Here is an 11446-nt window from a genome sequence, read left to right on the forward strand (position 1 = left end):
CTTGGGGCCTGGGGCCTGTTGAGCCGCCTGGGTCCTGGGACCTGTCGAGCGGCCTGCTGTGCTTTGACGTGCGCCCGGACCCGCCGACCGGTGGGCCGGGCGCATCCGGGCGTTGTTCACACCGCCGCCGCCAGGTAACGCAGTGACGCCAGTGCCGGGTGGGCGACCGTTCTGCCGGGTGCCCGGCTTCTGGCCGCCAGGACCTCCCGCAGCAGTGCTTCCCTCTGGTGCAGGGCCCCCGGGCGGCCGGTGAGCACCCGCTGCCACGAGGTGGATGCGGATCCGGGCGGTACGCCGTCCTCGGCGTGGTGGTCGACGCGGCAGTCCAGCACGATGCCTCCGTCCGGCTCGGGCAGCAGCCGGGACAGGCCGATGCGGACGGACGACTCCGGGAAGTCCACCACCACGGTGTCCTGGTCGCACAGGACGTGGTGGGCCTCGGCCAGCCGCCGGTCCCCGATGATCATGACGAACCGGAGGGCGAGACCGCGCCGTTCGAAGGCCACCGGTCGCCGCCGCGCCGGTCGCGGGCCCGTCGGGTGCGGGGAAGTGCGGGTGCCGAGCATGAGTCACTCTCCCTGTGGCTTCCGTGCGGTCCGGGTGGACCCGGCCGGGGCGGGGCGGGGGATCCCACCCCGGCCGGGTGGACTCACTGCTCCAGGCAGAACTCGTCGATCGGGTAGCCGACATGACGGTCTTCCACGGGCAGGTAGCCGAGTACCTTGTCGCCGGGCTTGAGCTCGGTGCTGTTGAGCACCGAACCGCCCGGTCCGAGGACCCGTACGTGCCAGTCGTCCTGCAGGATCAGGTTGGCGGTGCGGCCGTCGGGCCCGACGGCGTCGACGGACAGCAGGGGCCGGGACTCGATCTTGACGCGGCCCACGGTCACGAGCCGGGTCCGGCCGTGGATGTCCACTGCGGTGACCTTGCTGCCCGACGTCAACTCGCTGAGGTAGCTGGTGCGTTGGTCCTTGGCGAGGGTGTACGAGTGGATCGCCCCGGCGTTGACGCGGAACGGGCGGGTGGGCATGTACGGCAGCGGATGGGTCTCGCTGACGCAGAGGATCATGCCCTTGGAGTGCGAGCCGACGAGGATCCCCTCGTCCTTCCGGAAATAGGCGGCGGTGTCCACACAGGCCCGCTCGCCCATGCCCACATGGGCGGTCGCCGTGATCTCGAGCTCGACGAGTTCCAGATCGGGTACGCCGGCTTCGGCCGACTGCTTCAGCGCCGTGGCGTCGCCCACGCGCGCCGGGGCCATGAGCACTCCGTCCGAGCCCAGTTCCAGCACGCCGAAGATGATCTCGGCTTCCTCGACGTCCTGCGCGACCGTGATCAGGCTGCCCTTCGCCCCGGCCGCCGCGGCGATCACGATCTCCAGCGGGATCTTCGTGGGATCACGGAAGAACAGCAGACTCCACTTGTCCGTGCGGCCGGACCGGCAGGCATCCTCCAGGGTCGCGGCATCCGTGATCTCCACGTACCGCCCGAACTCGACGCCCGGGTGTCGGCCCGCCAGCTCTACGGGGTCGCCGTGCTTGGCCGGATCGACCACGACCACGTCGGCGGCGCCGAAGTCCTCCGGCAGTGGACGGTCCTGGGGAAACAGGATCTTCTTCACGGTCGGCGGCAGCGGCTCCAGATCCTCGGGGACCGCGGCGAGGACGCCGTCGACGCGCGCGTGAATCGCTTCTTGGAGGATGGCCTCCTTCGCGGAGCCGACGTTACGGATGTCGATCCAGCTGAGCTTCACATCACACCTGCCATGCGTCGGGAAGGGAGGGCTGCGGGGGTCTCGGTCGGTCCGTGCACGATGTCGGCGAGTTCCCGGACCACACGGCCCGGCGTGAGGGAGGAGAAGACACGCCGTCCCACCGCGAGGCCCTGGCAACCGGTGGCCAGCGCCGTACGGGCGAATTCGTTCAGGCTCTGCTCGCTGTCGGGACCACCGGCGACCAGGATCGGCACGGGTGAGGCGGCGACGACCTCGGCCATGCGTTCCGCCGGGCCCGCGAAGACCGTCTTCACCACGTCGGCGCCGAGGTCGGCCGCGATGTTGGCCACGTGTGCCACCTGCTCGGGGGAGGCAGGGCCGGTCAGTCGCGGACCGCGCGGGTAGACCATGGCGAGCAGCGGCATGCTCCACCGGTCGCAGGCCGCCGCCACCGCGCCCAGGTCGGCGAGTTGCGCGGACTCGGTGTCGGCGCCGATGTTCACATGGACGCTGACCGCGTCCGCTCCCAGACGGACCGCCTCCTCCACGTCCCCGACCAGGACCTTGGCGTTGCTGTCGGGGCCGAGCGAGGTGCCGGCGCTGAGGTGCACGATCAGCGAACAGGTGGTGAACAGGTGGGGCGCGAGCAGTCGGGCCCGGCCCTTGTGCACGACGATGCCGTCCGCTCCGCCGTCCACGATGTCGCGAATCAGGTCGTAGAAGCCCGCGGCCGTGGTGATGGGGCCGTCGGACACCGAGTGGTCCAGGGGGACGAGAAGAAGTCGTCCGTCGTCATGGCCGGACAGTCTCGTTAAACGTATGGATCTACCGGTTAATGGTGCGCGCGCCATCGGGTGCTCCTTTTGCCGGTTGATATCGAACAGACGGAGGTCGGTTTCGGCGGGGTGCTTGCAGCGTCACAGAGGCCGTTCAAGAAACAGTTGAAGAAATCGTTGAATTACAGCTTGCGATTGCGGGACGGCCGCCTCGCACCGCTCGAACCGCAGGTCGCGCGGTTGCCCGTGCAACTGAGGAAGTTCCTCGGTTGCACAGCGTAGAACCGGCTGGCGTAAACCTTTCGCATGTTTACGGCCAGGTCGGCTGAAACCAGTCCGGCTCGATGATGGGGGGCTGTTACATTGAAATCGTTTCAGTCAATCCATGGCCGATTCACTGGCAATTGGTGACCGGATTTGAGTGATGGGGGAAATGTGTACCAGTTGAAGGACGCGTCCGAACTCGGTCTCGATTTCCACATCGCATGTTTGGCCCCCCGGGCCGAGCATGCTCACCCCCGCGTGCAGGTCAAAGCCCTGGGCGCCCTGCACATCGGTGTGGAGGGGGCGGTGGAACCCGTCGCGGTGGCACCGAAGATCCGAACGGTCCTGGCCATGCTGCTGGTCCATGCCGACCAGGTGGTCCCGGTCCGGGTCCTGGTGCGGGAACTGTGGCAGGACAACCCGCCCGTGACGGGTCTGCGCACCCTGCAGACGTACATCCTTAATTGCCGCAAATTGCTGGCGCGAGTCACCGGCCGCCCGGCCGCCCAGATCTCCCAGGAGATGCTGGTAACCGGTTCCGGTGGTTACAGCCTGAAAGGCGACCAGATCCAGCTCGACTGGCTGGAGTTCCAGCAGCTGACGAAGGACGGCTGCAAGGCGCTGGAGGAAGGGAAGACGATTGAGGGCATCAGACTGCTGGACGAGGCCTTGGAGCTGTGGCGGGGAGACGCGTTGGCGGACGCCCCGGCCGGCCCCGTGCTCGATTCCAAGCGCAGGCTCTTCGAAGAGTCCAGACTCGACGCCATAGCGATACGGGCCGAGGCCCACATCAAGGCCGGGCTGCACCAACGGGCCATCACTCAGCTCGCCGCCGTCACCCGGGAGCACGCGCTCCACGAGGGCCTGCACCACCAGTACGTACGCGCGCTCGCGCTCGGGGGCCGTCGGGCCGAGGCCCTGGGAGTGCTGCGCGGCTTGCGGGTGCGCCTCGTGAACGAGATCGGAATCGAACCGGGAGCCCCGCTCCGGGACCTTCAGCTGGCCATCCTGAACTCGGACCCCGGGACCATGTGAGGCATCGACGCCGACCCCGGGACCATGTGAGGCGTCGTCGGCCGAGAGGCGCCGCCGCGGGGGGCGCCCTGTGGCTCGGGGGTGCGGGCTGTGCGGCGGGTGAGGGGCGTGTGGTTGCTCGCCCGCACCCGCCCGACGCACCTTCCCCCGGCTCCGTCAGACGGCGGTGACGGTGTCCCACGAAGTCGCCGGGTGGAACGGCTGCGCGGAGGCCCTGACCAGGGTGGCCAGCTCCTGCCAGACCTCCGCGCAGGCCGTGGCCATCGCGGAGATCGAGTCCGCGCAGTGGGCCGGCACCGCCGCGGCGATGTGCCGGTGGTCCGCGGCCATGTGGATCTCCATCATCCGCAGCAGCAGACGCCCGGTCTCGTTCATCCGCAGCGACGGATCCCGGCACAGGCTGCGGAACATCGCCTCACGGGCCTCGGCCGACATGGGCGCCGTGTCCCGGTGGGCCGTCAGGTGCGGCGGGGCGGGACGCGGCGACCCCGGCGCGGTCGTCGGTGTCACCGGTGTCGTCGGCGCCGCCTGAGGTCTCGACGGCACCGGGTCCTCGCCGCGCTCCAGTCTGTAGCGCACGTCGCGGACGGTCCCCGGCGCGATGCCGGCCCTCTTGGCGATGCTGCGCAGGGACGCGGTGGGGTCCTCGGCGATGAGCCGAGCCGCGATCCTGCGTCCCTCGGCGCTGTTGAGCGGGCGGACCCTGCCGTCCTTGCCGATGCGGGCCGGCCGACCGGGATCGCCCTGCATCCTGAGGCGTTGGGCGCCGACCGTCTTGGCCGACAGACCTGTGGTGGCGGCGATGGCGCGGTCGGACCACTCCGGGTGCGCGCGGATGATGCGGATCGCGGCGGCGGTGCGCTCGGCCGCGGACAGTGGCAGCCCGTGCCTGACGTTGGCCTTGACCGCGAGGATGAACGCGTCCTCCGCCGGGCCGTCGAAGAACCGCACCTGGATCTCGTGCCTGCCGCGCCACCGGGCGGCCAGCAGTCGGTGCATGCCGTCGATGACACGCATGGACGGACGGTGGGCGATGATCGGCGGCAGCGGCGCCTCCGATTCGGCGAGCAGACGGACGTGTTCGTCGTCCTCGCCCCACTGGCGAGGGGAGTCGGCGGGTAACAGGCGGGCGATCGGCACCACTTCCACGGTGGACAGTTCGGAGTCGAACGTGGACACGAGGCACTCGTCGGGGCGGCTCATTGCTCGATGCACCTCCGGGCACATGCGGTAAAGGGGCGGCGCCGGGCGGAACGAGCGGCGGGTTATCCCGTTCCGGCCAGCCACTGTCGTACCGACCCCATGGCCGATCCCGCGCTGTCGGCCTCGATGTCCCGGGTGAGGTCGGCGATCGTGATGCTCTTCAGGGCCGCCCGCCACGCGGCGTCGGCGGCGGCCATGGCCCGCGACACGGCGCAGGGCTTCTGGCACTCCTCGGGGCCCAGCGCGAGCGGGCCCTGCCTGCGGATCTCCGTACAGCGGAACGCCGGCTTCGGGCCGTCGATCGCCAGTACGACGTCCAGGACGGTGACCTGTGCGGGGGGCTGGGTGAACGCGTACCCCCCGACCGGTCCGGGCGTGGAGCGCAGGATGCCGGCCTGGGAGAGCGACTGCAGGTGCTTGGCGAGATAGGCCGGGGGGATGCCGTGCAGCTTCGCGAGCCGGGCGGCCGGTACCGGGGCCTGGCTCTGACCGAGCGAGACGCAGCAGTGCAGGGCCCACTCGACGCCATTGGACAGCTTCATGACGCCAGGATAGCAATCTCGGACCCCGAATATCCGAGATCCTGGTATAAACAAGGATGGAAAATATCCGAGATAGACGAAGGTGCAGGTCATGAGCGAGACTGAAGATCGTTTATCCTCTGCGTCCCCCGCCGTCGCGGCACCTGGTCGCCGCTCGGAACCCTCCGCTCCGCCATCCGGCCAGGAGCGGGCCGCCCTCGGTTTCGCCGCCGTCGCCCTGTTCGTGGCGGCGGCCAACCTCCGTCCCGCGATCGCCGCGGTCTCCCCTCTGGTGGACCGCATCCGCGCGGACCTGGACCTGTCGGCGACCGCGGTGGCGCTGCTGACGACCATCCCGACCCTGGCCATGGGCCTGTGCGCTCCGCTGGCCGCGTCCGTGGGCCGCCGGTGGGGACTGCAGCGAGGCGTGCTGATCGGCCTGGTCGTCGTCGCCGTGGCGACCGCCGCCCGCGGCCTGGGCGGGGCCACCTGGCTGCAGCTCTGTTGTGCCGCCGTCGTGGGCGCCGGCATCGCGATCTCCCAGACGCTGCTGCCGGCCGTCGTGAAGACCCGTTTCGCCGACCGCGCCGGCCTGGTGACCGGGATCTACACGGCGGGGCTCGGACTCGGCGGCGCGGTGGCGGCCGGCGCCAGCGCGCCCCTCGCCGACGCGCTCGACTCCTGGCCCGCGGCCCTGGCGTCGTGGGCCGTCCTCGCCGTCGCCGGCATCGTGCTCTGGTCGGCGGCGAAGGGACAGCTGCGCCTCGCGCACATCGACGGCCCGAAGGGCCCGGCCACCACCGGCCTGCCCTGGCGGTCCGGCCTGGCCTGGCGGATCACGGCGATCTCCGCCGGCAACTCCGCCCTGTACTACTGCGAGTTGGCGTGGATCGCGCCGCTGCTCCACGACGACGGCGGACTGAGCGAGGCCCGGGCCGGCTTCATGCTGACGGTGATGATCTCCATCCAGGTCGTCGCGATGCTGGGCGTTCCCGTCCTGCTCGGCGAGCGCGAGGACAAACGCCTCGGGCTGGCGGTGACGACGGTGCTGACCGCCGTGGGTTTCCTGGGCTTCGCCTTCAGCCCGGGCACCGGCACCTGGCTCTGGGTCCTCGCGATGGGCGTCGGACACGGCGGACTGTTCACGCTGGTGCTGACGCTGCCCGTCTCGGCGAGCCGTGATGCCGCGCAGGCCGGGCGGTTCGCCGCGATGGCGTTCTTCGTCGGCTACGCGTGCGCGGCCGTAGGGCCGGTCGTCGTGGGCGGCCTGCGCGACGCCACCGGCGACTACCGGTTGGCCTTCGGCCTGCTCACCGCGGCGACGCTGCTCATGCTGCTGCCCATCGCCCGGCTGTCGCCGCGGCGGATCGAGAAGGACCGACGCGCCGACGCTTGAGGCCGGTGCGTCGGCCGCCGGTCCGTTGCGGCCGACCGCGCGGCATCCGTTGACCGGTGGGCCGCGCGGTACCCGTAACCGGTAGGCCGCGCGGCATCCGTAGACCGGCCGACCACGCGGCACCCGTAGACCGGCAGGCCGCGCGGTTCCCGTAAACCGGCAGGCCACGCGGCACCCGTAGACCGGCCGGGTGTCGCGCATTCCGGAGACCGCCAGGCCGCGCGGTCCCGTAAACCGGCCGGGTGCCGGGCGGTTCCGGGAGACCGCCAGGCCGCGCGGTTCCCGGAGACCGCCAGGCCCGGCGGTTCCCATAGACCACCAGGCCCGGCGGTTCCCATAGACCGGCAGGCCCGGCGGTTCCCATAGACCGGCAGGAGTCCACCTAATCCCCCGGGGTGGGCTCCTGCCTCTTTCCCCGCGTGTGCCCATGGCTTGAGCACTTCTACTGCTTGACCTCGACAGGCGTTCTGCTCGACCTCGACAGGTGTTTGCGACGCTGACGGAACCCTGCGGTCCGGGTGGCGCGCCGGCCCTCACGGCGTCGCCCGGACCAACCTCCCCCTGGTCGAGAGGATGCGCATGGCCCCGTCGAAGGCACAGGTAGCCATCGTGGGAGGTGGCGTCGCCGGCCTGGTCACCGCCACGCTGCTGCACGGTCACGGCATGGATGTCCGGCTCTTCGAGCAGACACCGGTGTTCGGGGCCGTGGGCGCGGGCATCCAGCTCTCACCCAACGGGGTGCGCGTCCTGTACCGGCTCGGACTCGCGGACGCCCTCGCCCGGACCGGGGTGCGGGCCGGGGCCATCGAGACCCGGCGGTGGGACGACGCGAGCCTGATCGCCCGGGTCCCGCACGGCGCCCGGTGCGACGAACGGTTCGGCGCCCCGTACTACTTGATCCACCGCGCGGACCTGCAGCGCTGTCTGGTGTCCGCCCTGCCCGAGGACGTCGTCGAACTCGGCAGGGGCTGTGTCCGCCTGGTGGAGCGGCCCGACACGGTCGAACTCCACCTCACGGACGGCTCCGTCACCACCGCCGACCTGGTGATCGGGGCCGACGGCGTGCACTCCGTCGCCCGCAGGGCGGTCGTCGACGACGAACCCCGGTTCTCGGGCTACTCGGTGCACCGCGGCCTCGTACCGGCCGAGGTGATGCCCTCCTTCACCCATGACCCGCGGGTCGTGTTCTGGCTCGGCCCCGAGCGGCACGTCACGTACTACCCCATCGTGGGCGGCGACATGGTCCACTTCAGCGCCGTCGGCGTCAGCCCGGACGCCCGCTCCGGTTCCTCGTCCGTTCCGGGTACGACGGAGGACCTCGACGCGGCGTTCGCCGGCTGGCACGAGGAGGTCCGGCGGGTGGTGACCGCCGCCGAGTCGGTCACCCGCTGGGACCTGTACGACCGTGACATGGCCTGCCGCTACGCCACCGATCGGGTGGTGCTGCTGGGCGACGCCGCGCACCCCACCCTTCCCTATCTCTCGCAAGGGGCGAACCAGGCCCTGGAGGACGCCGTGGTCCTCGCGCGCTGCCTCCGCGAGGCCGGCCCCGGCACGCCGACCGGGGCCGTACGCCGCTACCAGGGGCTCCGCATGCCCCGTACCGCCGACATCCACCGGCGCGCCCGCGCACTGGGGCGGACGTTCCACCTGCCCGACGGCGCGCACCAGGAGCGGCGCGACCGTGACATGCGCGCACGGCAGAGCCTGGAGCACCTCGACTGGCTGTACGGCCACGACGCCGCGGCGGCGGCCACGCCCCCCGAACCGGCTTCCGGGCGGGAGCCCTCGGCCGCTCGTCTCACCCATCGCCCCTGACCTACGAGGAGAACCAGTGCTGCACACGTTGTTGAGCCGGGTCACCCGCGGGAACGGCTTCTACATCGGCGACATCTTCCATGCCGCCGCGCGCCGCGACGCCACCACGCAGGTGACGCTCGATCGCCCCCCGCAGTGGGCCCCCGAGCGCGGTACGCACTTCACCGTCGGGCAACTGGCGGACCAGATAGACGAGTTGGCGGCCAGGCTGTGGGCGGCCGGAGTCAGGCCCACCGAGCGGGTGGCGCTGTACAAGACCGACAACTTCGACATCGCGCTGCTCGCCTGCGCCGCCGCCCGCATCGGCGCCGTACCCGCGCTGCTGTCACCGGCGCTCGACGGCGCGGTGGCGCACGAACTGCTCGTCCGGCTGGAACAGCCGTGGCTGCTCACGGACGGCGACACCCTGGCGGGCAAGCTGCATGGCGTGCCGTTGGCCGACGATGTGCGCGAGGTCCTGCTGTCCGCCGGTACGACGCCCGCCGAGCTCGCGGCGAAGACCGCCGAGCGCATCCCCGAGGTGGTCGCGCTCGCCGAGTACGCGGACGCTCCCCGGCGCGAGCCGGTGTTCCTCCACCCGCGCCAGCCGTCGCTGATCACGCACAGCTCCGGTACGACCGGCATCCCGAAGCTGGCCGTGCACTGCCCGGAGACCGGCTGGCACCGGCTCGTGCCGCAGCGGCTGGTGTCCTGGCCCATCCGGGGCAAGGAGACGGCCGCGCTGTGCATGACGTTCGTGCACTCCCGCTTCTACCAGGGGCTCGCCATGTTCCTCAGCCACGGCAACCCGATGGTGATCGCCGTGGATCCGGACCCGGACCGCATCGGCCCGCTGTTCGTCCGCACCCGCCCCGGATACATCGAGACCCACCCCAACACGTACGTCGACTGGGAGGAACTCGACGACGCGCCGGGCGCCCCCCTGTCCAGCGTCCGGGTCTTCGGCGCCACGTTCGACGCGATGCACCCGCGCACCATCCAGCGGATGCTCGCCGCCTCACGACACAAGCGGCCGGTCTTCGTCCAGTTCTACGGGCAGTCCGAGATCGGCCCCATGGCCGGACGCTGGTACACACGCCAGACCGCCCACAAGGCCGACGGCCGGTGCGTCGGGATGCCGTTGCCCGGCTTCATCTCCATGCGCGTCGTCGACGACACGGGCCGGCGGCTCGGCACCGGACGGACCGGCCACCTCGAAGTGCGCAGCCGCACCCGGATCCTCACCTACCTGGGCGAGGACGAACGGTTCCGGAGCGAACTGCGCGACGGCTGGTGGCGGGTCGGCGACATGGGCTACCTCAGCCGCTGGGGCCTGCTGCACCTGATGGACCGCGAGGTCGACCGGATCGACACCGTGGACAGCAACCTCGCCGTCGAGGACCTCCTGATGAGCCGCCTCGAAGAACTGCGCGAAGTGGTGATCGTGGCGGGCGAACAGGGCGAGCCCGTCCCCGTGGTGGCCACCCGGGGCGAGCTGCCCCTCGACGAGAAGCGGTGGCGGCGGGCGACCTTCGACCTGCCCCCGATGAGCCCCTTCCGCCAGCTCGGGTTCGACGACCTGCCGCGCACCTCGACCCGCAAGGTCCAGCGGTCCGAGCTGGCCAAGCTGGTCAGGGAAGGAAACCCGCCGGCCACCGGGCCGGACGAGGCGTCGGACAAGACGGTGGGGGCGTGACCATGAAGGACACGGCAGGAAGTCGACTCTTCGAGCTCATGGCCGGGTTCTGGAAGACCCAGGCCGTCTACCTCGCCACCGAGTCGGGCGTCGTCGACGCCATCGCGGCGGCGGACCGTGCCCGGACCATCGATCTGTCCCTGGAGACCAGGACCGACGCCGACGCGCTGGGGCGGCTCCTGCTGTTCCTGGAGAGCCTCGGCGTGGTCGAGGGCGACGAGGCGAGCGGCTGGGCGCTGACCGAGGTCGGCGAACTGCTGCGCACCGACACCCGCGACTCGATGCGCGACCATGTGCGCATCTACGGCTCGCACTTCTACCCGGCGTGGGGCGCGCTGTCCCACTCGCTGCGCACCGGCCGCTCGGCGTTCGCACACGTCTACGGCTCCGACCTGTTCTCGTACCTGCACCAGAACCCCGAGGTCTCGCTGACCTACGAGCGGGCCATGGTGGCGGGCACCCCCTTCTTCGCGGAGGTCAGCGGCGCCTACGACTTCTCCGGGGCGCGGCGGATCGTGGACGTCGCCGGCGGCCACGGAGCACTCCTCAACGAGATCCTCAACGCGAACGAGGGCCCGCGCGCCGTACTGTTCGACGCCCCGCACGTGATCGAGGAGACCAGGGACCGCCCGATCGCCACGGACCACGCGGACCGGTGCGAACGGGTCGCCGGAAACTTCTTCGAGTCGATCCCGGCCGACGGCGACGTCTACCTCCTCTCCCGCATCCTGCACTGCTTCGACGACGAGGCGTGTCACCGGATCCTCACCAACTGCCGTCGCGCGATGGCCCCCGGCGGCAGGTTGGTGATCCTGGAACGCGTACTGACCCGGGGCACCGGCTCCTCGCTGACCCAGGGCTACAACATGCACATGCTGGTGGTGCTCGGCGGCGGCCGGGAGCGGGACGAGACGCAGTACCGCACGCTCCTCGACAAGGCCGGCTTCACCGTGGAATCCATCCACGGCCTTCCCCTGGAGACGCATCTCATGGTCGCGGCACCGAGCTGACCCGCCGGAACGCTCGATGACGTGACACCGACGC

At 71.0% G+C, this 11446-nt stretch carries 10 protein-coding genes; 5 read left to right on the forward strand and 5 right to left on the reverse strand.

All coding sequences use genetic code 11. The features are described from left to right. Nucleotides 1-116: 116 nt before the first annotated feature. From SGFS_RS36215 to SGFS_RS36225, 3 genes are all read right to left on the reverse strand, one after another. Nucleotides 117-566, reverse strand: coding sequence for a hypothetical protein (locus SGFS_RS36215; RefSeq protein WP_286256376.1), 450 nt, complete (start codon nt 564-566; stop codon nt 117-119). 83 nt (nt 567-649) lie between these two features. Beyond that, the gene (locus SGFS_RS36220) at nt 650-1753 is read right to left on the reverse strand and encodes a 3-dehydroquinate synthase II family protein (RefSeq protein WP_286256377.1); all 1104 of its coding nucleotides are present in this window, start codon (nt 1751-1753) and stop codon (nt 650-652) included. Continuing rightward, entirely contained in the window at nt 1750-2565 is an 816-nt protein-coding gene (locus SGFS_RS36225) for a 2-amino-3,7-dideoxy-D-threo-hept-6-ulosonate synthase (protein WP_286256378.1), read from the reverse strand. The genes SGFS_RS36220 and SGFS_RS36225 overlap by 4 nt, the downstream gene beginning before the upstream one ends. A gap of 447 nt (nt 2566-3012) precedes the next feature. Here SGFS_RS36225 and SGFS_RS36230 point away from each other — a divergent pair, with 447 nt between their 5' ends. Continuing rightward, entirely contained in the window at nt 3013-3789 is a 777-nt protein-coding gene (locus SGFS_RS36230; RefSeq protein ID WP_286256379.1) for an AfsR/SARP family transcriptional regulator, read from the forward strand. Nucleotides 3790-3945: 156 nt separating this feature from the next. Here SGFS_RS36230 and SGFS_RS36235 read toward each other — a convergent pair whose 3' ends face one another. After that, the gene (locus SGFS_RS36235) at nt 3946-4992 is read right to left on the reverse strand and encodes a ParB/RepB/Spo0J family partition protein (protein WP_286256380.1); all 1047 of its coding nucleotides are present in this window, start codon (nt 4990-4992) and stop codon (nt 3946-3948) included. A 62-nt stretch (nt 4993-5054) separates the two neighbouring features. Beyond that, nucleotides 5055-5534, reverse strand: coding sequence for an RrF2 family transcriptional regulator (locus SGFS_RS36240; RefSeq protein ID WP_286256381.1), 480 nt, complete (start codon nt 5532-5534; stop codon nt 5055-5057). A 91-nt stretch (nt 5535-5625) separates the two neighbouring features. On the opposite strand from SGFS_RS36240, the gene SGFS_RS36245 reads away from it, so the two are divergent. From SGFS_RS36245 to SGFS_RS36260, 4 genes are all read left to right on the forward strand, one after another. Beyond that, complete coding sequence (locus tag SGFS_RS36245) at nt 5626-6909, forward strand: MFS transporter (protein WP_286256382.1); 1284 nt, start codon at nt 5626-5628, stop codon at nt 6907-6909. 579 nt (nt 6910-7488) lie between these two features. Continuing rightward, nucleotides 7489-8727, forward strand: coding sequence for an FAD-dependent monooxygenase (locus SGFS_RS36250; RefSeq protein WP_286256383.1), 1239 nt, complete (start codon nt 7489-7491; stop codon nt 8725-8727). A 16-nt stretch (nt 8728-8743) separates the two neighbouring features. Then, nucleotides 8744-10402, forward strand: a complete 1659-nt coding sequence (locus SGFS_RS36255; RefSeq protein ID WP_286256384.1) for a class I adenylate-forming enzyme family protein — start codon at nt 8744-8746, stop codon at nt 10400-10402. 2 nt (nt 10403-10404) lie between these two features. Continuing rightward, nucleotides 10405-11412 (forward strand): methyltransferase, encoded by a 1008-nt coding sequence (locus SGFS_RS36260; protein ID WP_286260245.1) that lies wholly within the window; start codon nt 10405-10407, stop codon nt 11410-11412. Nucleotides 11413-11446: the final 34 nt, after the last annotated feature.

The sequence above is a fragment of the Streptomyces graminofaciens genome (assembly GCF_030294945.1).
Lineage (GTDB): Bacteria > Actinomycetota > Actinomycetes > Streptomycetales > Streptomycetaceae > Streptomyces > Streptomyces graminofaciens.

Bases quoted from the DNA above. Each gene is read 5' to 3' on its own strand.
- SGFS_RS36215 (WP_286256376.1), bottom strand. From the start codon at position 566: ATGCTCGGCACCCGCACTTCCCCGCACCCGACGGGCCCGCGACCGGCG.
- SGFS_RS36225 (WP_286256378.1), bottom strand. From the start codon at position 2,565: ATGGCGCGCGCACCATTAACCGGTAGATCCATACGTTTAACGAGACTG.
- SGFS_RS36235 (WP_286256380.1), bottom strand. From the start codon at position 4,992: ATGAGCCGCCCCGACGAGTGCCTCGTGTCCACGTTCGACTCCGAACTG.
- SGFS_RS36240 (WP_286256381.1), bottom strand. From the start codon at position 5,534: ATGAAGCTGTCCAATGGCGTCGAGTGGGCCCTGCACTGCTGCGTCTCG.
- SGFS_RS36245 (WP_286256382.1), top strand. From the start codon at position 5,626: ATGAGCGAGACTGAAGATCGTTTATCCTCTGCGTCCCCCGCCGTCGCG.
- SGFS_RS36250 (WP_286256383.1), top strand. From the start codon at position 7,489: ATGGCCCCGTCGAAGGCACAGGTAGCCATCGTGGGAGGTGGCGTCGCC.
- SGFS_RS36260 (WP_286260245.1), top strand. From the start codon at position 10,405: ATGAAGGACACGGCAGGAAGTCGACTCTTCGAGCTCATGGCCGGGTTC.